Annotated in this window: 24 protein-coding genes; 10 read left to right on the forward strand and 14 right to left on the reverse strand. The window is 70.4% G+C overall.

Annotated features, from left to right (window positions below; all coding sequences use genetic code 11):
- Nucleotides 1–37: 37 nt before the first annotated feature.
- Nucleotides 38–1,381 (forward strand): AarF/ABC1/UbiB kinase family protein, encoded by a 1,344-nt coding sequence (locus A9W96_RS23510; protein WP_067022215.1) that lies wholly within the window; start codon nt 38–40, stop codon nt 1,379–1,381.
- Nucleotides 1,382–1,391: 10 nt separating this feature from the next.
- Here the strand turns inward: A9W96_RS23510 and A9W96_RS23515 are convergent, their stop codons facing one another.
- The 3 genes from A9W96_RS23515 to A9W96_RS23520 all read right to left on the reverse strand — a co-directional run bounded on the left by A9W96_RS23515 (nt 1,392) and on the right by A9W96_RS23520 (nt 4,185).
- The gene (locus A9W96_RS23515; RefSeq protein ID WP_066871160.1) at nt 1,392–1,655 is read right to left on the reverse strand and encodes a WhiB family transcriptional regulator; all 264 of its coding nucleotides are present in this window, start codon (nt 1,653–1,655) and stop codon (nt 1,392–1,394) included.
- Nucleotides 1,656–1,800: 145 nt separating this feature from the next.
- Nucleotides 1,801–1,959, reverse strand: a complete 159-nt coding sequence (locus tag A9W96_RS32330) for a hypothetical protein (protein ID WP_197497901.1) — start codon at nt 1,957–1,959, stop codon at nt 1,801–1,803.
- A gap of 114 nt (nt 1,960–2,073) precedes the next feature.
- Nucleotides 2,074–4,185 (reverse strand): ATP-dependent DNA helicase UvrD2, encoded by a 2,112-nt coding sequence (locus A9W96_RS23520; RefSeq protein WP_197499616.1) that lies wholly within the window; start codon nt 4,183–4,185, stop codon nt 2,074–2,076.
- Nucleotides 4,186–4,558: 373 nt separating this feature from the next.
- Here A9W96_RS23520 and mrx1 point away from each other — a divergent pair, with 373 nt between their 5' ends.
- Nucleotides 4,559–4,813: a mycoredoxin Mrx1 gene (mrx1, locus tag A9W96_RS23525; protein ID WP_066871166.1), complete on the forward strand. Its 255-nt coding sequence runs from the start codon at nt 4,559–4,561 to the stop codon at nt 4,811–4,813.
- Nucleotides 4,814–4,819: 6 nt separating this feature from the next.
- On the opposite strand, the gene nudC is transcribed toward mrx1, so the two are convergent.
- From nudC to A9W96_RS23550, 5 genes are all read right to left on the reverse strand, one after another.
- On the reverse strand, nt 4,820–5,752 hold the full coding sequence (gene nudC, locus A9W96_RS23530; protein ID WP_066871169.1) for an NAD(+) diphosphatase: 933 nt from the start codon (nt 5,750–5,752) through the stop codon (nt 4,820–4,822).
- The gene (locus tag A9W96_RS23535; protein ID WP_067143496.1) at nt 5,752–6,822 is read right to left on the reverse strand and encodes a TrkA family potassium uptake protein; all 1,071 of its coding nucleotides are present in this window, start codon (nt 6,820–6,822) and stop codon (nt 5,752–5,754) included. The genes nudC and A9W96_RS23535 overlap by 1 nt, the downstream gene beginning before the upstream one ends.
- Before the next feature lie 94 nt (nt 6,823–6,916).
- Nucleotides 6,917–10,228: an ATP-dependent DNA helicase gene (locus A9W96_RS23540; RefSeq protein ID WP_067143499.1), complete on the reverse strand. Its 3,312-nt coding sequence runs from the start codon at nt 10,226–10,228 to the stop codon at nt 6,917–6,919.
- Complete coding sequence (locus A9W96_RS23545) at nt 10,225–13,362, reverse strand: ATP-dependent DNA helicase (RefSeq protein WP_067143502.1); 3,138 nt, start codon at nt 13,360–13,362, stop codon at nt 10,225–10,227. The genes A9W96_RS23540 and A9W96_RS23545 overlap by 4 nt, the downstream gene beginning before the upstream one ends.
- Before the next feature lie 31 nt (nt 13,363–13,393).
- A complete protein-coding gene (locus A9W96_RS23550) occupies nt 13,394–14,236 on the reverse strand; it encodes a DUF6159 family protein (RefSeq protein ID WP_067143505.1) in 843 nt (280 codons plus the stop codon).
- Nucleotides 14,237–14,353: 117 nt separating this feature from the next.
- Here A9W96_RS23550 and A9W96_RS23555 point away from each other — a divergent pair, with 117 nt between their 5' ends.
- The 3 genes from A9W96_RS23555 to A9W96_RS23565 are packed head-to-tail and all read left to right on the forward strand — an operon-like array spanning nt 14,354 to nt 15,705.
- The gene (locus tag A9W96_RS23555) at nt 14,354–14,563 is read left to right on the forward strand and encodes a hypothetical protein (RefSeq protein WP_066867965.1); all 210 of its coding nucleotides are present in this window, start codon (nt 14,354–14,356) and stop codon (nt 14,561–14,563) included.
- 45 nt (nt 14,564–14,608) lie between these two features.
- Nucleotides 14,609–15,394, forward strand: a complete 786-nt coding sequence (locus tag A9W96_RS23560; RefSeq protein ID WP_067143508.1) for an alpha/beta fold hydrolase — start codon at nt 14,609–14,611, stop codon at nt 15,392–15,394.
- A gap of 2 nt (nt 15,395–15,396) precedes the next feature.
- Nucleotides 15,397–15,705: an MGMT family protein gene (locus A9W96_RS23565; protein WP_067143511.1), complete on the forward strand. Its 309-nt coding sequence runs from the start codon at nt 15,397–15,399 to the stop codon at nt 15,703–15,705.
- Here A9W96_RS23565 and A9W96_RS31710 read toward each other — a convergent pair.
- The 3 genes from A9W96_RS31710 to A9W96_RS23580 all read right to left on the reverse strand — a co-directional run bounded on the left by A9W96_RS31710 (nt 15,702) and on the right by A9W96_RS23580 (nt 18,235).
- On the reverse strand, nt 15,702–16,556 hold the full coding sequence (locus tag A9W96_RS31710; protein ID WP_066867956.1) for a TIGR02569 family protein: 855 nt from the start codon (nt 16,554–16,556) through the stop codon (nt 15,702–15,704). The two genes, A9W96_RS23565 and A9W96_RS31710, sit on opposite strands and share 4 nt — an antisense overlap.
- 36 nt (nt 16,557–16,592) lie before the next feature.
- On the reverse strand, nt 16,593–17,777 hold the full coding sequence (gene moeZ, locus A9W96_RS31715; protein WP_067143514.1) for an adenylyltransferase/sulfurtransferase MoeZ: 1,185 nt from the start codon (nt 17,775–17,777) through the stop codon (nt 16,593–16,595).
- Nucleotides 17,778–17,866: 89 nt separating this feature from the next.
- On the reverse strand, nt 17,867–18,235 hold the full coding sequence (locus tag A9W96_RS23580) for a DoxX family protein (protein ID WP_066867950.1): 369 nt from the start codon (nt 18,233–18,235) through the stop codon (nt 17,867–17,869).
- Between the two features lie 105 nt (nt 18,236–18,340).
- Between A9W96_RS23580 and A9W96_RS23585 the strand changes: the two genes are divergently transcribed.
- On the forward strand, nt 18,341–18,736 hold the full coding sequence (locus tag A9W96_RS23585) for a helix-turn-helix domain-containing protein (protein ID WP_067143517.1): 396 nt from the start codon (nt 18,341–18,343) through the stop codon (nt 18,734–18,736).
- Here A9W96_RS23585 and A9W96_RS23590 read toward each other — a convergent pair.
- Nucleotides 18,708–19,847: a DUF3152 domain-containing protein gene (locus A9W96_RS23590; RefSeq protein ID WP_067143551.1), complete on the reverse strand. Its 1,140-nt coding sequence runs from the start codon at nt 19,845–19,847 to the stop codon at nt 18,708–18,710. The genes A9W96_RS23585 and A9W96_RS23590 overlap by 29 nt on opposite strands.
- A gap of 95 nt (nt 19,848–19,942) precedes the next feature.
- Here A9W96_RS23590 and A9W96_RS23595 point away from each other — a divergent pair, with 95 nt between their 5' ends.
- Nucleotides 19,943–20,626, forward strand: a complete 684-nt coding sequence (locus A9W96_RS23595) for a TetR/AcrR family transcriptional regulator (protein WP_066867944.1) — start codon at nt 19,943–19,945, stop codon at nt 20,624–20,626.
- Here A9W96_RS23595 and A9W96_RS23600 read toward each other — a convergent pair.
- Nucleotides 20,623–20,883 (reverse strand): DUF3107 domain-containing protein, encoded by a 261-nt coding sequence (locus tag A9W96_RS23600; protein WP_156748803.1) that lies wholly within the window; start codon nt 20,881–20,883, stop codon nt 20,623–20,625. The genes A9W96_RS23595 and A9W96_RS23600 overlap by 4 nt on opposite strands.
- Nucleotides 20,884–21,101: 218 nt before the next feature.
- On the opposite strand from A9W96_RS23600, the gene A9W96_RS23605 reads away from it, so the two are divergent.
- Nucleotides 21,102–21,821, forward strand: coding sequence for an MmpS family transport accessory protein (locus A9W96_RS23605; RefSeq protein ID WP_066881609.1), 720 nt, complete (start codon nt 21,102–21,104; stop codon nt 21,819–21,821).
- Between the two features lie 19 nt (nt 21,822–21,840).
- Here the strand turns inward: A9W96_RS23605 and A9W96_RS23610 are convergent, their stop codons facing one another.
- On the reverse strand, nt 21,841–22,560 hold the full coding sequence (locus A9W96_RS23610) for a ferritin-like fold-containing protein (RefSeq protein ID WP_066867935.1): 720 nt from the start codon (nt 22,558–22,560) through the stop codon (nt 21,841–21,843).
- A gap of 280 nt (nt 22,561–22,840) precedes the next feature.
- Here A9W96_RS23610 and A9W96_RS23615 point away from each other — a divergent pair, with 280 nt between their 5' ends.
- On the forward strand, nt 22,841–24,388 hold the full coding sequence (locus A9W96_RS23615) for a DEAD/DEAH box helicase (protein WP_067143521.1): 1,548 nt from the start codon (nt 22,841–22,843) through the stop codon (nt 24,386–24,388).
- Nucleotides 24,389–24,406: 18 nt separating this feature from the next.
- Complete coding sequence (locus A9W96_RS23620; RefSeq protein ID WP_067024147.1) at nt 24,407–25,633, forward strand: hypothetical protein; 1,227 nt, start codon at nt 24,407–24,409, stop codon at nt 25,631–25,633.
- The last annotated feature ends 145 nt before the right edge of the window (nt 25,634–25,778 follow it).

The following is a 25,778-nucleotide window of genomic DNA, read 5'->3' on the forward strand; positions in this document are numbered from 1 at the left end:
GCCGTTGTCGGCTTATCTCCACATCGCGGTGGCCATCATGGATGATGGATACGTGGCAGACATCAAAAGGGGCCGCGCTGCGCGCAACGCGAAGCTGGCCAGCATTCCCGTCGGGTTCGCCGGCCGGGCAGCGATCGGATTCGGTAAGCGGCTGACCGGAAAGTCCAGGGACGAGGTCCAGGCCGAGATCCTGGAAAAGGCCGCCCACCAGCTGTTCACCGTGCTGGGTGAACTCAAGGGCGGCGCAATGAAGGTGGGCCAGGCGCTGTCGGTGCTCGAGGCCGCGGTCCCCGAGGAATTCGGCGAGCCGTACCGCGAAGCGCTGACCAAGCTGCAGAAGGACGCCCCGCCGCTGCCCGCCGCCAAGGTGCACCGGGTGCTCGATGCCCAGCTGGGCACCAAGTGGCGCGAACGGTTCAGCTCGTTCGACGACACCCCGGTGGCGTCGGCCAGCATCGGCCAGGTCCACAAGGGCGTGTGGTCCGACGGCCGCGAGGTGGCGGTCAAGATCCAGTACCCCGGCGCCGACGAGGCACTGCGGGCCGACCTCAAGACCATGCAGCGCCTGGTCGGGGTGTTCAAGCAGCTCGCACCGGGCGCCGACGTGCAGGGCGTGGTGGACGAGCTGATCGAGCGCACCGAGATGGAACTGGACTATCGGCTGGAGGCCGAGAATCAGCGCGCCTTCGCCAAGGCGTACCAGGACCACCCACACTTCGCGGTGCCACGCATCGTGGCCAGCGCGCCGAAGGTGGTGATCCAGGAGTGGATGCAGGGCACCCCGATGGCCGAGATCATCCGGCACGGCACGGTCGAGCAGCGCGACTTGATGGGCACCCGCCTGCTCGAGCTCACCTTCGACGCGCCGCGTCGGCTGGGGATGCTGCACGGTGACGCCCACCCCGGCAACTTCATGCTGCTGCCCGACGACCGCATGGGCGTGATCGACTTCGGCGCCGTGGCCGCGCTGCCCGACGGCCTGCCGATCGAGCTCGGTATGAGCATCCGGTTGGCCCGCGACAAGAACTACGACGAGTTGTTGCCGACGATGGAGAAGGCCGGCTTCATCCAGAAGGGCCAGCAGGTGTCGGTGCGCGACATCGACGACATGCTGCGCCAGTACGTCGAACCCGTCGAGGTCGAGGTCTTCCACTACACCCGCAAGTGGCTGCAGAAGATGTCCGCCATCGAGATCGATCGGTCGGTGTCGCAGATCCGCACGGCCCGGCAGATGGATCTGCCGCCCAAGCTGGTGATCCCGATGCGGGTGATCATGTCGGTGGCTGCGATCCTGTGTCAGCTCGACGCCCACGTGCCGATCAAGGCGCTGTCCGAAGAACTGGTGCCCGGTTTCGCCGAACCCGACAACGCGGTCATCTAGCCGCTGCGCCCTAGGCGGCGGCTCCGTCGTCTTTACGCGGGCGTCCACGGGGCCGTTTGAAGCTCAGGACCGAGCCGCGGTCGATGATCTCGCCGCCCCACACGCCCCAGGGCTCGGCCCGTTCCAGTGCGGCCGCCAGGCACTGGCGGCGGACCGGGCAGCCGGTGCACAGCGTCTTGGCCCGCTCGAGATCGGCCGGGGTGTCGGCGAACCACAGGTCGGGATCTCCGACGTGACACGGCAGGGATTGTCTGGGGACTGTCGGTGCCGACATGTCCTACCACCTACTTCCTGATCTGGGTTGGCGTCCGTGGGGAGTGATCCGGACCAGGTCAGGAAGTTGTCTGCGGAACAACTATGGCCACGGATCCTGGTGACTTCGGGTCCGTGGCCATCTGGGGAGAAAACCGGGCTGGTGCTTAGCTTGCCTTCGGTGGGCCCCCGACTTGTACGGACGCGTCGGTCGCGGCGGCGGCGCGATGCTTACGCGCGGCCGCCGAGGCGGCGTGTGCGGCATGGGTGGTGGCAGCGTCGAACGCCGCGCGGGCCACGCCTACACCGAAAGCGTCGTTGATCATCGTGGCCACCCCCTTCCCGTAATGCCGACTTCCGTGGTGTCGAGTTGTGCGCTTCGAGGGTAAACGGTCAGCGCCGATGACCACAACCGATTTTCTGACCTGCGGGTTTACCGGTCAACGGCCGCGGACCAGCTCCAGCACGTCGGGCCCGTACTGTTCCAGTTTGCGTGCGCCGATGCCCGGGATCGCGATCAGCGCCTCTTCGTCGTCGGGCAGTAGCTCGGCGATGGCGATCAGCGTGTTGTCGGTGAAGACGACGTAGGCGGGCACCTTCTGCTCCTTGGCGATGTCGAGCCGCCAAGCCTTGAGCCGCAGCAACAGGTCCTCGTCGATGTCGGCGGCGCAGGTCTCGCAGCGCCGCAGCATGACGGCCGCCGGGGTGGTCAGGTTGTTGTTGCAGATCCGGCAGCGGGTCGCGGTGCCGCGGGTGCGCCGAGACTTGTTGGGCGCCGCGTCGGCCCGCGCCTGGGGTGCGATGCCGTTGAGGAACCGCGACGGCTTGCGCCCCTGGCGCCCGCCCGGGCTGCGGGCCAGCGCCCAGCTGAGCGCCAAATGCGTTCTGGCCCTGGTGATTCCGACGTAGAGCAGCCGGCGTTCCTCCTCGACCGCTTCGCTTTCTGCGCCGTGCGCCAACGCGTGCGAGATGGGCAGCGTGCCGTCGGCCAACCCGACCAGGAACACCGCGTCCCACTCGAGCCCCTTGGCCGCGTGCAGCGACGCCAGCGCGACGCCTTGCACCACCGGTGCGTGCCGGGCGTCGGCGCGCATCCGGAGTTCGGCTATCAGCCCGGGCAAGTCGAGCTGCGGACGCTGGGCGACTTCGTCGTCCACCAGCTCTGCCAAGGCGGTCAGCGCTTCCCAGCGCTCGCGGGCCCGGGTGCCCACCGGTTCCTCCGCCGTCAGCCCCAGCGGTTCCAGCACCGCGCGCACCATGTCGGGCAACGGGCCCGCTGGGCCATGCTCAGAGCCGCGCTCGGCCGCCCGGTGCAGCGCCAGCATGGCCTGCTTGATCTCCTGGCGGTTGAAGAACCCCTCGCCACCGCGAACCTGATAGGCGATGCCGGCCTCGGTCAGCGCCTCCTCGTAGATCTCCGATTGCGCGTTGACCCGGTACAGCACCGCGATCTCCGACGGCGGGGTGCCGGATTCGATGAGCCGCTTGATCGATTTGGCGACCGCGGCGGCCTCGGCCGGTTCGTCGGGATGCTCGGAGAACGACGGCGCCGGGCCCGGCGCGCGCTGGCCCACCAGGTGCAGCTTGCTGCCCGCGACGCGGCCGCGCGCCGAGGCGATCACCTGGTTGGCCAACGACACCACCTGCGGGGTGGAGCGGTAGTCGCGCTCCAGGCGCACCACCGTGGCGTCGGGGAACCTGCGGGAGAAGTCGAGCAGGAACCGCGGCGAGGCCCCGGTGAACGAGTAGATGGTCTGGTTGGCGTCGCCCACCACGGTCAGGTCGTCGCGATCGCCCAGCCACGCCGTCAGCACCCGCTGCTGCAATGGCGTGACGTCCTGGTACTCGTCGACCACGAAGCAGCGGTAGCGATCCCGGAACTCCTCGGCCACGGCGGGATCATTTTCGATCGCGGCGGCGGTGTGCAGCAGCAGGTCGTCGAAATCGAGCAGGGTGACGTTGTCGCCGCGGGATTTGAGCGCTTCGTAGGCGGCGTAGACGGTGGCGACCCGCGCGGCGTCCAGCGGAATGTCGCGCGCGGCGGCGGCCACCGCGGCCGGGTATTCCTCCGGCCCGATCAGCGACGCCTTGGCCCACTCGATCTCGCCGGCCAAGTCGCGCACGTCGTCGGTGCTCGCGTTGATCCGGGCGCGGGCGGCCGCCCGGGCGACGACGGCGAATTTGCTGTCCAGCAGCTGCCAGCCGGTGTCGCCGACCACCCGCGGCCAGAAATACCGCAGCTGTCGGTGGGCGGCCGCGTGGAACGTCAGGGCCGAGACCGCGCCGACGGTGGTGTCCTCGCCCGCCGCGGCATCGATCATCCGCAGCCTCGAGCGCATCTCCCCCGCCGCCCGCTGGGTGAACGTGACGGCCAGCACCTGGCCCGCCGCGACATGACCACTGGCGATCAACTGGGCGATGCGGTGCGTGATGGTGCGCGTCTTTCCCGTGCCGGCGCCGGCGAGCACGCAGACCGGGCCGCGGGGAGCCAGCACGGCTTCGCGCTGCTCGTCGTCCAGCCCGGCTGTCAAGGGATCGGCGACCGTTGGCATGGCGTCCATCTTGGCAGCGGTCGCCGACAAACCCGGCGCATCGCCACACCTTGATCGGCGGCCTGGCGTGTCGCCCCGGCGAGTCGCCGGATTCCGCGGTACCCCCGGCACGGAATGCATTGTCGCCGGGCTACACCCAATCGCCCACTCCTCCGCATCCCGCGTCGCGGAATGCATCGTCGCCGGGCTACACCCGATCGCCCACTCCTCCGCATCCCGCGTCGCGGAATGCATCGTCGCCGGGCTACACCCAATCGCCCACTCCTCCGCATCCCGCGTCGCGGAATGCATCGTCGCCGGGCTACACCCAATCGCCCACTCCTCCGCATCCCGCGTCGCGGAATGCATCGTCGCCGGGCTACGTTAACCAGCTATGACCTCTGCCCCGCTCACCGTCTACACGACCTCCTGGTGTGGTTACTGCCACCGGCTCATGACGGTGCTCAAGTCCAACGGAATTCCCTACGAGGCGGTCGACATCGAGCACGACGCGGCGGCCGCTGATTTCGTCAGCTCGGTCAACGGCGGCAACAGGACGGTCCCGACGGTCAAGTTCGCCGACGGGTCGACGCTGACCAACCCGAGCGCCGCCGAGGTGAAGGCGAAGCTGGCCCAGACCGGGAGCTAGGCCCGCTCAGTCGATCGCGGCCCAGGATTCGATGATCACGCGGGCGATCGAGATCGACCCCGGCAGCAGCAGTTTCGACTCAGACGAGCTGGACCAGTCCCCAGCCGCGAGCGCGGCGCGCACCTCGTCGCGGGTGAACCAGGCCGCCTCGGCGATCTCGCCGTCGTTGAAGGAGAACTCTTCGGCCGGGTCGGCGACGGCGTGGAAACCGACCATCAGCGAGCGCGGGAACGGCCACGGCTGACTGCCCAGGTAGCGCACGTCGCGGACGGTCAGCCCGATCTCCTCGCGGATCTCGCGGGCGACGCACACCTCGAAAGACTCACCGGCCTCGACGAATCCGGCCAGCAGCGAGAACATCCGCTCCGGCCACACCGCCTGGCGGGCCAGCACCGCGCGGTCACCGCCGTCGTGGACCAGGCAGATCACCGCCGGGTCGATGCGCGGGAACTCCTCGCGACCGGTCACCGGGTTGATTCGTGCCCAACCCGCCCGGGCCGGCCGCGTCGGCGACCCGTCCTCGGGGCTGAAACGGGCCTTCTCATGCCAGTTCAGCAGCGCGACGGCCGCGGACACCAGCTGGCTGCTGGTGTCGTCGAAGATCGGGCCCAGGCTGCGCAGGTTCACCACCTCGGCGTGCGCGCCGGGATCGTCGGGGGCCTGCAGCGCGCCGCGGATGCCCCACACGTGCCGGCCGTCCTCCAGGCGCCCCAGGAACACCGCCTCCGACGGCGGCTTGTCGCCGATTTCGGCGGCCGCGCCGAGCACCACCCGGCCGTTGGCGGCCAGCACCTGGTTGCGCGAATCCACCCGCAGCAGCGCCGCCTCCGCCCAGCCGGCGGTGGCGGCCTCGACATCGGTGCGCAGCTGATCGGCGCGGTCGGCGCCGACGCGCGACAGCAACGGGACGCTGCGCAGCTGAAAGTCCGCGATCGCCATCAGTGGTCGGCGTTTCGGATGTAGAGCAGTCGGTCGTTGGCCTCGATCGCATCCACCTCGGGTGCGCCGATGCGCAGCAGGTGGCCGTCGCGCACCACTCCGAGCACGATGTCGCGCAGGTGCCGCGGCGATCCGCCGACTTCGGTCTGCTCCACTTCTCGCTCGGCGATGGCCAGCCCGGCGTCGGGGGTCAGCAGGTCCTCGATCATGTCCACGACGCTGGGCGTGGTGGTGGCCAGCCCCAGGAGCCGGCCGGCGGTGGCCGAGGAGACCACCACCGAGTCGGCGCCGGACTGCTGCAGCAGGTGCTGATTCTCGGTCTCCCGGATCGAGGCGACGATCTTGGCGTTGGGTGCCAGTTCGCGCGCCGTCAGCGTCACCAGCACCGCGGTGTCGTCGCGGCTGGTGGCGACCACGATGGACGCCGCGTGCTGGGCGCCGGCCAGCCGCAGCACATCGGCTTTGGTGGCGTCGCCGTGCAGGGTGACCAGGCCCGCGCTCTCGGCGTGCTCGAGCGTGCCCCGATCGGTGTCCACGACAACGACCTCGGCCTGGGCGGTCTCGTCACCGAGGATGGCGGCGACCGCCGTCTTTCCCTTGGTGCCGTAGCCGATCACGATGGTGTGGTTGCGCACTCTGCTCCTCCAACGCTGAATCTTCCACCCTTGGCGAGACCGCTCGGAGAGCACTTCGAGCGTGGTGCCGACCAGCACGGCCAGGAACGCGATCCGCAACGCGGTGAAGATCAGGGTGTGCACCAGGCGCGCGGTTTCGGTGTACGGCGTGATGTCGCCGTAACCGGTCGTCGACAGGGAGACCGCGGAGAAGTACACGCAGTCCAGAAACGTCAGCGGTTGGTTGCGCACGTCGCGGTAACCGGTGCGGTCCAGGTAGACGATGACCGCCGCGGCCAGCAGCACCACCAGCGCGATGGCCAGGCGACGGGTGATGACGCGGATCGGGCTCGCATGGTCCTCGGGGATGCGCACCACGCCGATCAGCTGGTGACCGCGCTGAGCGGTCAGGGTTTCGTCCAGACCGCTCAGCTTTCGGGACCTACCGTTGCCCACGGCGGCCCGTCACCGGCTGCACTTCTGCGCACGAGACACGCACGGGTCTTATGTAACCACGGCCACAGCGTCCCCAATACTCGGGCGGCGCAGGTCACACGCCGACGCGGCGGGCGCCGCCGGGATCCGACAGTAGGTCGGCGACCTCGGCGTCGCTCGGCAGCTCGTCGGGAACCACCGTGGCGCCGGCGCGCACGTAATAGAAGGCGGTGCGCACCGACGATTCGGGGACGCCGGCCAGCGCCGCCCATGCCGAGCGATACACCGCGAGCTGGACGGCGGCCTGCCGCATCGCCTCCGGCCCGTGCGGCGGCTCACCTGTTTTCCAGTCGACCACGGTGGCCCCGCCATCGGGGTCGGCGAAGACCGCGTCGATGCGCCCTCGCACCAGCGTGTCACCGATCGGCATTTCGAACGGCACCTCCACGGCGACGGGGGTCCTTGCGGCCCAGGGCGATTCGGCGAACGCCCGCTGCAAGGCGGCCAGTTCCGCGCTGTCGCCGACGGCGGAATCCGCCGCGCCGGGCAGGTCACCGAGATCGAACAGGCACTCGGCGCCGTAGAACTTCTGCACCCATGCGTGAAAGGCATTGCCCAGCAACGCATGCGGTTCGGGACGCGACGGCAGCCGATGCCTCAGGCGCTGCGCCGTGCCCGCCGGGTCGCGCGCCAGGCCGACCAGGGAACTGACCGACAATTGGCCGGGCAGGGCGAGCGGCGGCGGCTGCACCAACCGGGCGCGCTCGGCCAGCAGGGCATCGACATCGGCGGCCCAGCCGTCCACGTCGACCCCGGTTTCGGTCGCGCCGGCGCGCAGCGCCTGAGCCACCAGCGCCGCCCCGCGCTCGACGTCGTTGCGTCGCTCGGCCAGGGGGTCGGGTGGCCATACGGCCTCGATAACGTTGCCGCGCAGTGGGTTTGGCTCACCGTCGGCGGGTGGCGGCGCCCAGTGCTCCACCGTTCCGCACGGGTCGCCGGCCGCGGCCGCGTCGTCGATGACGGCCTTGATCTCGCACAAAAAGTCCGACGGGCCGCGCGGCTTGATGCCGGTGGCCGCCCAGTGGTGCCCGGACACCAGCAGGGTGTCCTCTGCGCGGGTGATGGCGACGTAGAGCAGCCGCCGCTCCTCGTCGATACGCCGCTGCTCGAGCTGGCGACGGTGCTCGGAGATCTTGTCCGACAGCTGCTTTCGGTTGGTGACGTCCGAGGTGTCCATCACGGGGATGCCCAGGGCGCCCGCGGCGGCGCGGTCGCCGCGCAACAGCGGGGGTAGCTCGCCGGCATCGGTGAGCCAGGTGCTCTTCGACGCCGTGGACGGGAAGGTGCCACCGGACAGGTGGGCCACCGCCACCACTTGCCATTCCAGCCCCTTCGCCGAGTGCACGGTGAGGATTTGGACGCGGTCGCGGGCGACCGCCAATGGTGCCGGCGCCAAGCCGTTTTCGACCGACTCGGCCACGTCCAAGTAGGCCAGCAGGCCGGTCACCGACGTGGCCGCCGATCCGTCCGCGGGCCCGGTTACGGCGTCGGTGCGTTCGGCGTACGCGGCGACGACGTCGGCGAACGCGTCCAGATGCTCGCTGCCGGCCCAGCCGGCCGCGACCCCGGCCGCGGCCCGGACCTCGCAGTCGATGCCCAGCACCCGGCGCACCTCGGCGACGAGGTCCCCGAGCGGATGGCCGAGGTGAGCGCGCAGGGCGCTCAGTTCGGCGGCCAGCGCCGTGATGCGTTGATACCCCGCGGCCGAATATGCCTCGGCCGCACCGGGATCGGTGATCGCGTCGGCCAGGCACACGGTGTCCGCGTCGGGGCCGGCCGCGCTCGCGATCGACTCGGGCGAACAGGGATCGCCGGTGGGCACACCCCCGCCCAGTACACGCGCGCGCTGCCACAGCGCCGCGAGGTCACGCGCGCCCAGGCGCCAGCGCGAACCCGTGAGCACCCGCATCGCCGCCGCGCCGGCCGTCGGATCGGCGACCAGCCGCAGCATGGCGACCACCTCGGCGACCTCCGGGATGGCCAGCAGACCCGCCAGTCCGACGACCTCGACCGGGATCCCGCGGGCGCGCAGCGCGTCCGCGATGGGCGCGGCATCGGCGTTGCGGCGCACCAGCACCGCGGCCGTCGGCGGGCTGACGCCCTCGTCGCGGACCCGCCGGTAGTGCGCGTCGAGGTGCTCGGCGATCCACTCCCGCTCGGCCGTCACGTCGGGCAGCAACGCACAACGGACCGTGCCGGGTGGGGCATCCGGGCGCGGGCGCAGCGCGTGCACGGCCACCGAGCGCCGCCGCGCCTCCGCCGACACCGCGTTGGCCACCCGCAGGGCCCGCGGCGGATTGCGCCAGCTGGTCCGCAACTCGCACATGGGCGCGGGGGTGCCGTCGGATCGGGGGAAGTCGGTGGTGAACCGGGGCAGGTTGGTCGCCGACGCGCCGCGCCATCCGTAGATCGACTGGATGGGGTCACCGACGGCCGTGAGCGCCAGGCCGTCGTCGACCCCACCCCCGAACAGCGTTGAGAGCGCGATGCGTTGGGCGTGGCCGGTGTCCTGGTATTCGTCGAGCAGTACCACCCGGTAGCGGCTGCGCAGGTCCTCGCCCACTTGCGGGAAGGTCGCCGCCAGCCTGGCCGCCGACGCCATCTGCAACCCGAAATCCATCACCTTCGCGGCGCGCATGCGTTCGTCGAGGGCGTCGAGCAGGGGCATCAGTTCGGCGCGCTCGGTCTGGGTGGCCAGCAGCCGCAGCAGCCATTGGCTGGGGCCGCGGTCGCGTTGGTAGGGGCCGGCGGGCAGGGAGTGGATCAGCCGCTCCAGCTCCAGGTGGGTGTCGCGCAGCTGGCCGGTGTCCACCAGGTGCTCGGCCAGCTGCCCCCACAGCCGCAGCACCATCGAGGTGACCGCCGCCGGGGACTTGTCGGTGCGCAGCTGCCCGGGGTAGGCGTTCACCACGTCGAAAGCCAGTTGCCACAACTCGGTTTCGCTGAGCAGCCGGGTGTCGGGCTCGACGGGCAGCAGCAGCCCGTAGTCGCGCAGCAGCGAGCCCGCGAAGGCGTGGTAGGTGCTGACCGTCGGCGCGCCCTCGGTGTCGACGGATGCGTCGGCGGCGCCCGGCGGCCCCAGCCCGACGCCGGCCAGCCGGGCCAGTCGGGACCGGACCCGGCGCAGCAGCTGACCGGCGGCCTTGCGGGTGAAGGTCAATCCCAGCACCTGACCGGGATCGGCGTAGCCGTTGGCGATCAGCCACACCACCCGCGCGGCCATGGTTTCGGTCTTGCCGGCGCCGGCCCCGGCGATGACCACCAGCGGCCCCGGCGGCGCGGCGATGACGGCGGCCTGCTCGTCGGTCGGCGGGAAAAGCCCGAGCGCCTTGGCCAATTCGGCCGGGGAATAGCGCGGTGGCGTCATCGCTGTGATCCGTCGGCGTGGGCCGGGCAGTTCGCCCGGACGGGGCAATGGCTGCAGCCGTCGTTGCGCCGCGCGATGAATTGCGGGCCGGACGTCGCGTCGGCCGCCCGGGCGATGACCTCGCGCCATTCGTCGCCGCCGGCCGCGGTCAGCGGATCCTGTTCGCGTTCGGCCACTCCCGATGCCCCGGTCTTGCCGAGGTAAACCAGCCGGGCACCGCCGGGTTCGACGTTCTCGGTGCCATTGCCGACCAATCCGTCTGCCACCGCCAGCTGATACATGGCCAGCTGGGCGTGCTGTTGCGCGTCGTCCTTGCTGACCGGCGTCTTGCCGGTTTTGATGTCGACGATGACCAGCCGGCCGGCGGCATCGCGTTCCAGCCGGTCGACCCGCCCGCGCAGCCGGACCTCGCCGCCGCCCTCGGTGGCCACGGTTCCGTCGATCTCGACCTCGACGCCGACCTCGGTCAGTGCGCCCCGGGTCTGCGCCCGCCACTCGATGAACGCCTCCAGCATGGCCCGGTGGCGAGCCAGCTCGTTGGCCGAATGCCATTGCGCCCCAAAGGGTAGGTGCCCCCAGGCGCGGTCCAGCTCGGCCAGCAATTCCGATTCGCTCTTGTGCGGTTGGGCGATCAGGGCGTGCACCACCGATCCGATCGCCGAGCGCACATCGCGCGGGTTGGATCCGCCGTGCCGCTCGGCGAGCCAGCGCAGCGGGCAGTCGTTGAGGGTCTGCATGGTTGAGGGCGTCAACGTCACCACATCGCCGCTGCCCCGCAACGGTTCGCTGGTGCTGACCGGGGTCAGGCCGTGCCACCCGGCCGGGTCGGCGCCGGGCACACCGGCTCGGGCCAGCCGGGCCAATTGTGTTGCCGCGCAGTCACGGGCGGCCTCGTCGACCGCCCCGTCGGGGGCGCACACCACGCCGCGCAGCCGCCCGACCAGCGCCGCCGCGGACAACACCCGCGGAGCCGAGACCGGTTGTAGCTCAGCGTTATCCGGTTCTCCGTCGGCCCACCGCGCGATTTCGGCGAAGAAGGTCGACGGCAGCGCGGCCTCGTGGCCGGCCCCGCCGGTGTCGCTGTCGACGGCCGTCACCAGCAACCGCCGGCGGGCCCGGCCCATCGCCGCGACCAGCAGCCTGCGCTCCTCGGCCAGCAGCGGTGCCCGCACCGACGCGTCCGCGCCGACCCCGTCCAGCACGTCCAGCAACCGCTGGGTATTCAGCACACCGCCACGCGGAACGGTATTGGGCCACAACCCTTCCTGCAGACCGGCGATCACCACGAAATCCCATTCGTGCCCCAGCGCGGCGTGCGCGCTGAGCACCTGGACCTGTTCGGCCGCGGCGAACGGCTCGGGAACGGCGCCCGGCAACGCCAGCGCGGCGATGTGCTCGACCAGACCGCGCAGCGATGCGCCCGAGGTGCGCGACACGTAGTCGTCGGTGACGTCGAACAGCGCGGTCACCGACTCGAGGTCCCGGGTGGCCTGGGCCGCGGCGGGCCCGCCGCGCTCGCTGACCGACAGCCAGCGGCGCTGCAGCCCGGACCGGTGCCAGGCGGCCCACAAGGTGTGGCGCGGGTCTTCACCGGCGCGGTGCGAGCGCGCGGCCGCGTCGAGCACCCCGCGGACCTTGCGCAGCGGGGCGAACTGCGGCCCCGGCGGCACGGCGCCGGCGGACAGCGCGTCGACCACCAGCTCGGCGAAGTCGCCCGCGGGGCGATCGGGGTTGGCGCGCTGCATCGTTCGGCGCAGCTGGCGCAGCGACACCGGATCGACCCGACCGATGGGGCCGGTCAGCAGCGCCAGCGCCTGCTGCCCGTCCAGCCCGTCGGCGGTGGCCAGCAGCACGGTGAGCAGGGCCCGCGCGGCCGGTTCCTCGGCCAACGGGCCGGGGATGGCGGGCGCGGCCACCGGCACCCCGGCGGCGGCTAAGGCGCGCGGCAGGCGCGCACCCGCCCGCGGCACCGACCGCACGATGACCGCCATCTGTGACCAGGGCACGCCGTCGATCAGGTGTGCGCGCCGCAGCGCGTCGGCGATGGTCGCCGCCTCGGCGTGCGCCGACGCGGCCAGCCGCACCGTCACCGAGCCCTCCCCCGCCCCGGCGCCGTCGATCCGCCGACCGCCGCCGCCGCCGGGTAGCCGGGCGGCGATACCGCTGACCGCGCGCGCCACGGCGGGCGTACAGCGATGCGACGTGGTCAGCATCACCGAGGGCGCGTCGCCGCCCAGCAGCCCGGCGGGTTCACCGCCCCGGAAGCCGAACACCGCCTGGTTGGGATCGCCGGCGATCAGGGCAAGCTCGGCGCCCGCGGCGAGCACCCGAACCAGCCGGGCGGCCTGCGGGTCCAGCTGTTGGGCGTCGTCGACCAACAAGACGCGGATCCGGCCGCGTTCGGCGGACAACAGCTCGGGGTCGACGGCGAACGCCTCCAGCGCGGCGCCCACCAGCTCCGCGGCGCCCAACGCGGGCGTGGTCGCCTCCGGCGCGGCCGTGCCCACCGCCGCGCGCAGCAGCATCACCTGCTCGTACTGGCGGGCGAATTGTCCGGCGGCGGTCCATTCCGGCCGCCGGCAGCGACGGCCCAACCGCTCCAATTCCTGGGGGTCCACGCCGCGTTCAGCGCAGCGCGCCAACAGGTTTCGCAGCTCGGCGGCGAATCCCGCGGTACTCAGCGCCGGGCGCAGCGGGGCCGGCCAGGCCGTCGCCGCGCGTGGCCCGTCTTCGAGGTCGCCGGCCAGCAACTCCCGGATGATGGCGTCCTGTTCGGCGCTGGTGACCAGCCGCGGCGGCGCCTCACCGGCCCGCTCGGCCGCGCGTCGCAGGACCGCGTACGCGTACCCGTGCACGGTCCGCACCAACGGCTCGCTGACCGCGGCCCGGCCGGGGCCGGCGGGTCGCGCGCGCAGCAACGCCGTCGTCAGCGCGCTGCGCTCGGCCATCCCGATCCGGCCGGAACCGGTAAGCAGCAGAACCGATTCCGGGTTGACCCCGGCGTCGATCTGGGCGACCGCCGCGTCGATCAGCAGACTGCTCTTGCCGGTGCCGGGCCCGCCGAGAATACGCAGCTGACCGCGCGCACCCGGGTCCAAGACGGTGTGCGCTTCGGGCTCCCACGTGTAGGCCATGACGGCATGACATCACGAGGGTCCGACAGATCTAGCGCGCGACGAACGCGGACTGCAGCAGCCGGTGGTCGAACCCGCCCACCGTCTCCCCGGTGACCGCGTACTGGTAGACCGCGACACGGAAGATCTGGCTCAGCGCGGTCGAGAAGAACGAGATGACCACGGCGACCGCGAACGTGGCGGCCAGCACCACCAGACCCAGCGGCGCCAGACGCGCCGCGATCAGCGCGATGCCGCCGACCATGCCGCCCACCACGACCACCAGGGTCACCAGAAACGTGACCACCCCGATGGTGGCCGCCCCGGCGGCGCTCTCACCCCAGCGCGACTTGATGGTGTCCACCGAGCGGCGCAGTGACCGAAACGGCCCGGTGCCCTCGAGCGCGATCGCCGGGATGACGAAAAACGTTGCGACGGCCCACGCCGCGCCGACCAGGTCCGCGGCGAGCCTGCCCAGGGTCGGTAGGCGCTCCTCGAGCGCCTTGAGGATCAGCCCGACCGTGGTCGCCACCACCGTCCAACCCAGGATCGGACCGATCCGGCGCGCCGCGGCGGCGATGCCCTCGCCGACCCTGGTGTCCTCGCCGCGCATGGAGCGCACCGCGCAGGCGGCGAGCGCGACGTTGAAGAAGATCGCGATGAAGGTCGACACGTATGCCGTTGCCACGCCCGCGATGTAGTAGGCGGGGTCCTGGTTGTCCACGTGATGGCCGCCGAACACGCCGCGCAGCAACAGCGTCGGCGCCCAGATGGCGATCGTGGCGAGGACGGCGAACAGGGTGGACAGGATCGGGAAGAAGACGAGCGACCGGTCTTTTTTCAGGACCTGCCAGCTCTGCTGCGAAAGCGCCCAACCGCGCCTGATTCTGCCCATGACTGCTCCCGTTGGGTCGTCGAGGTGACCGAGCGGTCAGCGTACCCGGCCACGCCGCCGCCGACTCTTACCCTGGAGGCCGCAGCAGCCGGACAACGAGAGGAGGGGTGCAAGACCATGAACGACGACGAACGCGGCTTTCCCATCGACGAGGCGCCGGAAGGCGACGCGGTGGAACAACGGCGGCCTGTCGATTTTGACGACGAGACCGGTCTGGACATCGATTACGTGGCCGCCGCCGCGGACCGGGAAGCCAACGAGGCCGACGTGATCGAGCAGGCCTACATCGTCTCCACCGACGACGATCGGGAGGATGACGACCGTTAGGGGCCGCCCGCAACCCGCGACCGCGGTGGCTGGCACCATCGACTGGTGACCGCGAAGTTGCATGTACACCGCTACGGCCCGCCGGGTCCGGTGCGGATCCTCGCATTGCACGGGCTGACCGGCCACGGCCAGCGCTGGGAGCATTTAGCCGGCTTGCTGCCCGGGATCGGTATCGCCGCACCGGATCTTGTGGGTCACGGCAGGTCCTCATGGGCAGCGCCGTGGACCATCGACGCCAACGTCGCGGCGTTGGCCGCGCTGCTCGACGAACAGCCCGGCACACCGGTGGTGATCGTCGGCCACTCGTTCGGCGGCGGGCTGGCGATGCAGCTGGCCGCCGTCCGCCCGGATCGGGTGGCGGGGCTGCTGCTGCTCGACCCGGCGGTCGGGCTGGACGGCGAGTGGATGCGCGAGATCGCCGAGGCGATGCTGTCCTCGCCCGACTACCCCGACGCCGAGGAAGCGCGCCTGGAAAAGGTGCACGGATCGTGGTCGGATGTCGAACCGGCCCTGCTGGACGCCGAGATCGACGAGCATCTGATCGCGCTGCCGGGCGGCCGCTACGGCTGGCGGGTGAGCCTGCCGGCGATGATGTCGTACTGGAGCGAGCTGGCCCGCGAGACCGTGCTGCCGCCCGCGAAGACCCCGACCATTTTGGTGCGGGCCAAGCGCACCACGCCGCCCTATGTCACCGACCAACTGATCGACGCCCTGGCGGAGCGGTTGGGAGCGGATTTCCGGCTGCTGGATTTCGACTGCAACCACATGGTGCCCTCCGCCAAGCCCGACGAGGTCGCCGCGTTGACCCGCGAGCTGTTGGAAGCCGGCTGACCGTGGCGCCGGTGACCGACGAGCAGGTCGAGCGGGTGCGTGAGCTGGTCGCCGCGATCCCAGCCGGGCGGGTCGCCACCTACGGCGACATCGCCACTGTCGCAGGGCTTTCCAGCCCGCGCATCGTCGGCTGGATCATGCGGACCGATTCCTCGGATCTGCCCTGGCACCGGGTGATCACCGCGTCCGGTCGCCCGGCGCGACACCTGACGACCCGCCAGCTGGAGCTGTTGCGCGCCGAAGGCGTGCTGGCGACCGACGGCAAGATCGCGCTGCGCGAGGTTCGTTACGAGTTCCCGAGGGGACGCTAGAGCACCAGCCGGACCAGTGCCGCGGTGCGGGCCAGGCCGGGGAACGCCTCGGCGGTGGAACGCGGATGCAACGCGTGGACCGCGAGGCGAAACATCAACGCCCGCAACAACATCTGCGGCCATTCGGGCAGGGCGTTCCAGCGCTCGATGAGCCCGTCGTCGGCCTCTCCCCAGGACAGCGCGTCGATGACGACCACACCTGCCGCCCACGACGCGGGCCGCCAGTACGGGGTGATGTCGGTGATTCCCGGCGCCGCGGTACCGACGAAAAGCACTGTGCCGTAAAGGTCTCCGTGGACCAGCTGGTTGGGGCTCTTGGTCGGCTTGCGCAGGGTGCCCAGCTGCTGGAGCAGCTCCACCGACCGCTCGGCGTCCGCCGTCGCGGGGGCGGAGCGCGCACCCGGGGGCACCGAGGCCAGCGGCCGTTCCTCCCACGCCGCGCGGTCGGCGGCGATGAAGATGTCGACATCACCCCACGGCGCCGTGGGCCCCTGGGTCAGAAAGCGGGGCCGATCCAGTTTGCCCGTCGCCTCGTGCAGGCGCACCGCGGCCGAGACGACTTCGTCATGGCGGGGCTCGGGCGTCCCGGCCACGAAGGTGTCCGCCCGCCACCCGGATACGACGTAGCGCCCGTCGGTGGACCGCACCGGCCGGGCCAGGCGAACGCCGTCGACGAACAGCGTCTCGCGAACCCGGGCGGACCACGCCGCGCGGGCGTTGTCGGCCACCAGCGACAAGACGACTTCGCCGCACCGCCAGCCGCCCTCCCAGCTGGCGCCCAGATTGACGGGTTTAACTCCGGCCAAACCAAACGCCGACAGCACATGATCCGGCGGTGGCTCGACTGTCACACCGGTACTCTAAACGAGTCCAACAGGCGTTCCGGGTCAGTACATGACCATGTCGGGTTGCATCTGCTGCGCCCACGCCACGATCCCGCCCTGCAAATGCACCGCGTCGGCGAAACCGGCCTTGCGCACCACCGCCAGCGCCTGGGCCGACCGCACCCCCGTTTTGCAGTACAACACCGGCAGCCGGTCCTGCGGCAGCTTTGCCAGGCCCTCACCGGAATTGATCGACGACTGCGGGATCAGCTGGGCTCCGTCGATGTGCACGATGTCGAACTCCACCGGCTCACGCACGTCGATCAGCGCCAGCTTCTTGCCCGAATCCAGCCAGTCACGCAGCTCGCGCGGCGTGATGGTCGACGCAGCGTCCTGTGCCGAGAGCTCGGGCGCCACGCCGCACAGTTGCTCGTAGTCGACGAGCCCGGTGATCTTTGGCCGCGACGAATCCGACGGGTCCCGGCGGATCGCGATGGTGCGGTAGGTCATCTCCAACGCGTCGTAGATCATCAACCGACCCAGCAACGACTCGCCGATCCCGGTAATGAGTTTGATCACTTCGGTGCTCATCACCGAGGCGATGGAGGCGCAGACGATGCCCAGCACGCCGCCCTCGGCACAGGACGGCACGGAGCCGGCCGGCGGAGGCTCGGGGTACAGGTCGCGATAGTTGAGCCCGCGTCCGTTGGGGGCGTCCTCCCAGCACACTGAGACCTGGCCCTCGAAGCGGTAGATCGATCCCCACACGTAGGGCTTTTTCGCCAGCACCGCCGCGTCGTTGGCCAGATACCGGGTGGCGAAGTTGTCGGTGCCGTCCACGACCAGGTCATAGCGGCCGAACAACTCCACGGCGTTGGTGGAATCCAGCCGGAACTCGTGCAGCCGCACGTCCACCAACGGGTTGATCGCTGCGATGGAGTCGCGCGCCGACTGCGCCTTGGACCGTCCGACGTCGGCCACCCCGTGGATGATCTGGCGCTGCAGGTTCGACTCGTCGACCACGTCGAAATCGACGATGCCGATCGTGCCCACGCCCGCGGCCGCCAGGTAGAGCAGCGTCGGCGCGCCGAGGCCACCGGCCCCGATCACCAGCACCCGGGCGTTCTTGAGGCGCTTCTGCCCGTCGAGCCCCAGGTCGGGAATGATCAGGTGCCGGCTGTAGCGGGCCACCTCGTCGCCGCTGAGGTGGTCTGCGGGCGCCACCAGCGGCGGCAGCGGCGTCGACACTTGCGAAACATCTCCTCGATCGGGTTCTCCCACCATCTCAGCAGGCCGACGGACCGGCGGCAATCAGGCGACGCGCGAGCCGGGTTGGCTCAGCTCACGAATCGGCCGATCGCGACGAAGGCCGCGAGCAGCAGGAGAATCACATTGATCGGCAAAGGTTGCCGCTCGTTACGGGTCAGGTGGACGCGCAGTGCCCCGATCTGGACGATGACCAGGCCGACCGCAGCGATCGGGGTCAGGATGCGGGCGATGCCGGTCGCCTCGGGCAGGATCACACCGAGCGCGCCGAGGATCTCGACCGCGCCAACGGCTTTCACGGCCGCGTCCGAGTTGTCCTTCATCCAGTCGAGCCGGCCCGTTGCCACGAGTTGCTCGCGCGGTCGAATGATCTTGAGCCCGCCCGCGGCGAGATAGACGAATGCGAGCAGGCCCTGCGCCGTCCACAGTGCGATGTTCACGACAGTCCCCAATCCTTACCATTTGTGTGTAACCACATCGTGTGTCAGCGATGGGGCACCCACAAAAGGCACACCGATGTATGCATCCAGGAAGCAGACTTCGCTATGACGCACATCACAAAGACGACGCGGATACCCGAGGGCGGTGCGGTCCGGGAGGTGCTCGATCGCATCGGCGACAAGTGGAGTCTGCTGGTGATCGGCACGCTGCGCGGCGGACCGATGCGGTTCGGCGGGTTGACGGAGGCCGTGGCGGGCATTTCGCAGCGGATGCTCACCGTGACGCTCAAACACCTGGTCGAAGACGGCCTGGTCGAGCGCACGGCCTACGCCGAAGTGCCGCCGCGAGTGGAATACGAGTTGACCGAGCTCGGGCGAACGCTGCTACCGCTGGTGATCTCCCTCGCCGAGTGGGCGATGGCGCACCGCGACGAGATCAATGCCAACCGCAGCGGTAGCAAGCGGCGGTCGGTCAGGCGATCGGGTACGGCCAGGGATTGAACCGGCAGGTCTTGCCGTCGGCCTTGACGACGTCGGGGTCGAACTGCGCGGCGTCGTTGTTCGACGTAGAGAACGTCTGCTGCATCATCACCGGCGCCAGGGCGTTCTGCTGCTCGCAGGGCTCGTGGTGCAGGTATCCGATGGCGTGGCCGACCTCGTGGTTGATCACGTACTGCCGGTAGGAGCCGATGTCACCTTCGAACGGCACGGCCCCCCGTACCCAGCGCGCTTCGTTGATGAACACCCGTGCCTCCCGGTTGGCACCGAATACCGGGTTGTAGCAAGAGGTTTCGAGCCGGAATTCGTAGCCGCACCCTTCGCGCACCGTCACCGGCGAGACCAGCGAGATCCGAAAGTCGGGTTTGGCCCCACTGGTTCCGTCGATCCGGATGAACGCGAACTGCGGGTTGTGCGTCCAGCCCTTCGGATTGGCCAGCGTCTGGTCGACCATCTGGGCGAAGGCGTCGTCGCCGCCGAACATCGTCGGGTCGATGCCGTTCTCCACTTCGACGGTGTACCTGAACACCTTGGCGGTGCCCTGCCCGATCTGTGGCGTGGTGCCCGGCACGACGTGCCAGGTCTTGTCGCCCGCTTCAGTGAACGGGCCGCCGTCCGGCAGGGTCCCGGCCGGCAGGTTGGCGTCGAATGCGGCCAGCCCGCGCGGCGGGGCGTCGATGATCGTGGTGCCCACCGCGCCGATGGCCGGCGGGCTCTGGATGGGTTTGTTGGCCGTCGGCATGGGGGCGCCGGTGCCGGTCACCGTCTGGTACATCACCACCGCGGTGAGCACCACCAGGACGGGCAGGGCGTACGCGCGCCACCCGTAGGTGGAGACGAAGCGGCCCAGCCAGGTCTGCTTGCGCCATTGTCGCGGCCGTTCACGGTCGGCCCGGGGTCGTCCGGCTTCCCGCGCGATCGGGTCGCGCAGCGCCCGCAGCGGCTCTCGCCACTCGTCGCGTAGCACCGGCACGCGACCGGTGCCGCGTGGGGGCCGCGGGGACGTCATTTCCCCAGGATTACACAGGCAGGCACCGCCGCCGCCGGTGGCGCGCCCGAATCCACGGTCCGACACCGCTTCTGCCAGCGGCGACGACGGCGATGACGGTCGCATCGACCGGTCGGGTAGTAAGGTCTCTTCCACGGGCTGCGAGCGGTTGGCCCCCATTTTCCGAGAGGGCCGGCCGCCGACAATCAGATGAGGACTCGATGAGCGAACTCGCCAAAGTGCCGGCGCGGCGCGCCGTCAGATCGGCTGACCGCGGTCGGCCGGACGGGGCCGCGGTTTCCAACCGGCGAGGCAACCGGTTGCCCCGCGACGAGCGGCGCGGCCAATTGCTCATCGTGGCCAGCGACGTGTTCGTCGACCGCGGCTACCACGCGGCCGGCATGGACGAGATCGCCGACCGCGCCGGAGTTAGCAAACCCGTTCTGTATCAACACTTCTCGAGCAAGCTCGAGCTGTACCTCGCGGTGCTGGCGCGGCACGTGGAGAACCTGGTCTCGGGTGTTCAGCAGGCGCTGAGCACCACCACCGACAACCGGCGCCGGTTGCACTCCGCGGTGCAGGCCTTCTTCGATTTCATCGAGCACGACAGTCAGGGTTACCGGCTGATCTTCGAGAACGATTACGTCACCGAACCCGAAGTGGCCGCCCAGGTGCGCGTCGCCACCGAATCCTGCATCGACGCGGTGTTCGCGTTGATCAGCGAGGATTCGGGGCTGGACCCGCACCGGGCCCGGATGATCGCGGTCGGTCTGGTCGGAATCAGCGTCGACTGCGCCAGGTACTGGCTGGATTCCGACCGCCCGATCTCCAAGGCGGACGCGGTCGACGGCACCGTGCAGTTCGCCTGGGGCGGGCTGTCACACGTGCCGCTTACCCGCTCCTAGCGCGCCTTGCCGGCGTGTTTGCCGGTTTCGGCGCTGATCCCGAAGCCCACCCGGCGCGCGTCGGCGGCGCCGATCTCCACGTAGGCGATCTTGGCGGTGTGAATCAGGAAGCGGCGGCCCCGCTCGTCGCTCAGCCGCAGCAGGCCCGACGGATCGCTCAGTGCGGCGCTGACCAGATCTTCGACCTCGGCGGGCGTCTGGGCGCTGGCAAGGACCAGCTCGCGCGGACTATCCGTGATACCGATCTTGACCTCCACGGTCACCCCTTCCATGGGTCTTGCAGTCATTCCGCAGCTCTTGAAGTCCCGGCCCTGTCAGCAGCAGGCTAGTGGACGCGGCCGACCCCCACCTCGTCGCATCCCCACACTTCGCGGTCAGCGAAACCGGTCGCGGCCCGATAACGATTCGCTCTCAGGTTGTCTCACCCACCCGCGCGATACCCGATCCGTGTTTTCCCATGGCTAACTTCGGCACCATGGGTACCACGTTGCCGCACCTTGACGACAGGATCCGGGCATACCCCGACGACGACGACGTTGACGACGCCTGCGATACCGATCCCTACCTGAACGCCGACTACAACTGGACGGGCTGGCCCGCCGACTCGCGCTGGCGCCCCGCCACCGCGATCGTCGGCGCGGTGGTCGCCCTGGGCGCCATCGCCACCGCCGTCATCATCAACAGCGGCGACAGCGCGTCCACCAAGGCCACGCTGGGCGCCCCGGCTCCCCACCCGGTGACCTCGGCACCCGCGACCACCAAGGCGTCCGTGCCGCCCAGCTCGTCCCCGGGCCCCGCGCAGTTACCGGCCGAAACCTTCACGACGGTCACCACGCCCAGCGCCGCGCCCACCGCGCCGCCGGGGGCGGCCGCGCCCACCGTCGCGCCGCCGCTCGCCGCGGCACCGCCGACGGCCGCGGTCGATCCGCGCACCGTCGTCTACAGCGTGAACGGAACCAAGCAGCTGCTGGACCTGGTGAACATCGTCTACACCGACGCGCGCGGCGTGCCGCAGACCGAGTTCAACGTGTCGCTGCCCTGGTCGAAGGTGGTGGTGCTGAACCCGGGTGTGGAAACGGAATCCGTGGTGGCGACCAGCTTCTACGGTCGGCTCAGCTGCTCGATCTTCAACGCCGCCGGTCAGCGGGTGATCGCCTCGGCCAACACCTCGAACATGGCGACCTGCGCGCGCTGAGTAGCTGAGTTTGATGGCCTCAGCTCAGGCCGAGTTCGTGCATGCGCCGGTCGTGCGTCTGCTGCATCCGGTCGAAGAAGGCGTTGAGCTGGCCCAGCCCGCCGGCGCCGGCCATCACCAGGTCCACCAGCTCGTCGTGGTCGGCCAGCAGGTACTGGGCCTGGGTGATCGCTTCGCCGAACAGGCGGCGTGACCACAGCGCCAGCCGGCTGCGCTGCTTGCCGCTGGACGTCACGGCGGCGCGCACCTCGGCGACGACGAACTGCGAGTGCCCCGTTTCCGACAGCGCCGCGCGCACCACGTCGGCAACCTCGTCGGGCAGCCGGTCGGCGATCTCCAGGTACAGATCGGCCGCCAGGGCGTCGCCGACATACGTTTTCACCAAGGCCTCCAGCCACGTGCTGGGCATGGTCAGCCGGTGGTAGTTCTCCAGCGCAGAGACGTATTTCGACATCGCCGACACCACGTCGACGCCGCGGCTTTCCAGCGCGTCGCGCAGCTGCTCGTAGTGCTGCATCTCGGCGGCGGCCATGCTCGCCATCGATATCCGTCCGCGCAGGTCAGGGGCCATCCGCGCCTCGTCGGTGAGCCGGTAAAACGCGGCGATCTCGCCGTAGGCCAGGACCGCGAACAGCTCGTTGACACCCGGGTGATCGGCCGACAACCGCGGGGCGGGTGAATCGTCGATTCGGTCGTCGGCCAGATCGGTTTCGGAGGGCTCGCAGGAGGGCCGGGTCATGGCAACACTGTAGTCGGCTGACGTAGCGCGAAATGGGAGCCAGCTGTCGACCAGCTATCATGTAAGTAGATGGCGGCTGTATTCATGCCAGATTTTGTTTTTCAAGCCGCTATCGGCGAAATGTGCGTGCACAGCTGGCCCGCCCTAACTGGGCCCTCCCAGACTGAGCCAGGGCCGGCGACTCGGCGACGTATTCGGAGTCGGAACTCGTGCGCGCGTGACCGCGACAGAGAAATACCGACACAACCCGATACGTCACCGAAAGGCTACTTACCCACGCATGACTGCACCCACCAGCACAACTGAACCGACCCCCCAACCGACATTTGCGCAACTCGGCGTCCGCGACGAAATCGTGCGCGCCCTCGCCGAAAAAGGGATCGAAAGCCCTTTCGCCATCCAAGAACTGACCCTGCCCATGGCGCTCGCCGGCGACGATCTGATCGGCCAGGCCCGCACCGGCATGGGCAAGACCTTCGCCTTCGGCGTGCCGCTGCTGCAGCGCATCACCGCCGGCACCGCCGCCCGCCCGCTCAACGGCACCCCGCGGGCGCTGATCGTGGTGCCCACCCGGGAGCTGTGCCTGCAGGTCACCGATGACCTGACACTGGCGGCCAAGCACCTGACCGCCGATGAGGGCCGACCGCTGTCGGTGGTGCCGATCTACGGCGGTCGCCCCTACGAACCGCAGATCGAGGCGCTGCGCGCCGGCGCCGACGTCGTGGTGGGCACCCCGGGCCGGCTGCTCGACCTGAGCCAACAGAACCACCTGCAACTGGGCGGGCTGTCGGTGCTGGTGCTCGACGAGGCCGACGAGATGCTCGACCTCGGCTTTTTGCCCGACATCGAGCGGATCCTGCGCCAGATCCCGACCGACCGGCAGTCGATGCTGTTCTCGGCGACCATGCCGGACCCGATCATCACGCTGGCCCGCACCTTCATGAACCAACCCACCCACATCCGGGCCGAAGCGCCGCACTCGGCGGCCACCCACGACACCACCGTCCAGTACGTCTACCGGGCGCACGCCCTGGACAAGGTCGAACTGGTCAGCCGCGTGCTGCAGGCCGAGGGCCGCGGCGCGACGATGATCTTCACCCGCACCAAGCGCACCGCGCAAAAGGTGGCCGACGAGCTGGCCGAGCGCGGTTTCGCGGTGGGCGCGGTGCACGGCGATCTGGGGCAGGTCGCCCGCGAGAAGGCGCTGAAGGCCTTCCGGTCCGGGGAGATCGACGTGCTGGTCGCCACCGACGTCGCCGCCCGCGGCATCGACATCGATGACATCACCCACGTCATCAACTACCAGATCCCCGAGGACGAGCAGGCCTACGTGCACCGCATCGGCCGCACCGGCCGCGCCGGCAAGACCGGTATCGCGGTCACCCTGGTGGACTGGGACGAGCTGCCCCGCTGGGCGCTGATCGACAAGGCGCTGGGGCTGGATTCCCCCGAGCCCGCCGAGACCTACTCCAACTCTCCGCATCTGCGCGCCGAGCTGAACATCCCCGCCGAGGCCGCCGGCAGAGTGGGCGCCGCCCGCAAGCCGCAGGGCCAGCGCCGCAGCGGCGACCGCGACGGCACGAAGCCGGAGCAGAATTCGGAAAGGCCCGCGCGCCGCTCCGGCACCCGGCGGCGCACCCGCGGCGGCCAGCCCGTCGCCGCGCACCCGTCGGGCAATGGTGCGGCCAGCAGCAACGGCGACGCCGCCGCGGAAACGCCGGCCGGCTCGCCCCCGGGCAACGCCGGCTCCACCCGGCGCCGCCGCCGGCGTCGCAAGCCCGCCGAAGGCCAAGCCGCCACCGCGGCCGCCGCCCCGCAGAGCAACTAACAACACCCGCACCGCCGCATGGTCAGACCCGAGCGTCGCACCAAGGGCGACCTGCTCGCCGCCGCGGCCATCGCGGTCGCGGTCGCCGCGGTCGCGGCATTGATCTGGTGGACCAGCGACGCCCGGGCCACCACCAGCCGACCCGCGGCCGTCCCCGCACCCAACCCGACCCCGGCCAAGCAGGTGCCGGCCGGCCTCAAGCAGCTGTGGAGCGCCGCGAGTCCGGCCACCACGGCCCCGGTGGTCGCGGGCGGGGAGGTCGTCACGGGTGCCGGCCGCCGGATCGACGGGCGCGATCCCGACAACGGCCAGTCCCGCTGGAGCTACGCGCGCGACATCGACCTGTGCGGGGTCACCTGGTTGTACCGCTACGCCGTCGGGGTCTACCGCGACGAGCGCGGCTGCGGGCAGGTCAGCACCCTGGACGGCTCCACCGGTCGCCGGGGGCCGGCCCGCAGCGGTTACGCCGATCCGCGGGTGCGGCTGTCCTCCGACGGCATGACGGTGTTGTCGGCCGGTGACACCCGGCTGGAACTGTGGCGCTCGGACATGGTCCGGATGCTGGTGTACGGCGAGACCGACGCGCGGGTGAAGCCGTCGACGCGCGGACTGCACTCCGGTTGCCGACTGATCTCGGCCGCGGCCAGCTCGCAGGCGGTCTCGGCGCTGGAGAGCTGCGCGAACCAGGCCGACCTGCGGTTGGTGCTGCTGCGCCCGGGCAAGGACGACGACGAACCGCAGCAACACCTGGTCGCCGAGCCGGGCATCGCGCCGGATTCGGGCGCCCGGGTGCTGGCCGTCGCGGAGAACACCACCGCGGTGTACCTGCCGGCGCCGCAGCCCCGGGTCGACGTGATCGACGAAACCGGCGCCACCGTGTCGAGCACCCCGCTGCCCAAGCCGCCGTCGCGCACGTCGGCCGTTTCCCACCCCGGCAGCCTGATCACCTGGTGGACCGGCGATTCGCTGATGGTCTTCGACGCGAACACCGTGGCGCTGCGCTACACCATCGCCGCGGGCGACAAGACGGCGCCGTTGGGGCCCGGCGTGATGATGGCGGGCCGGCTACTGGTGCCGGTCACCGGCGCGATCGGCGTCTACGACCCGCTCAGCGGCGCCAACGAACGCTACATTCCGGTCGACCGCTCGAGAAGCGTCCCGCCGGACGGCAAACCGGTGTTCCCGGCCGTGATCGGGTCCCGGGTCCTCGAGCAGCGCGGCGACACGCTGGTCGCGCTGGGCTGACCGCGGCCGCGGCTCTTGCCGTCGAGTGTGAATCGTTGGCCTTCGGTGTGGATCCGCGGCGGCGACACGCCGATCGGGCCCGCCGCCAGTGCACACTCAACGCCGTCAGCTCACACTCAAAGCCGCGCTGGGCTGACCCCGGCCG

The organism is Mycobacterium sp. 1245852.3 (assembly GCF_001669335.1).
Lineage (GTDB): Bacteria > Actinomycetota > Actinomycetes > Mycobacteriales > Mycobacteriaceae > Mycobacterium > Mycobacterium europaeum_A.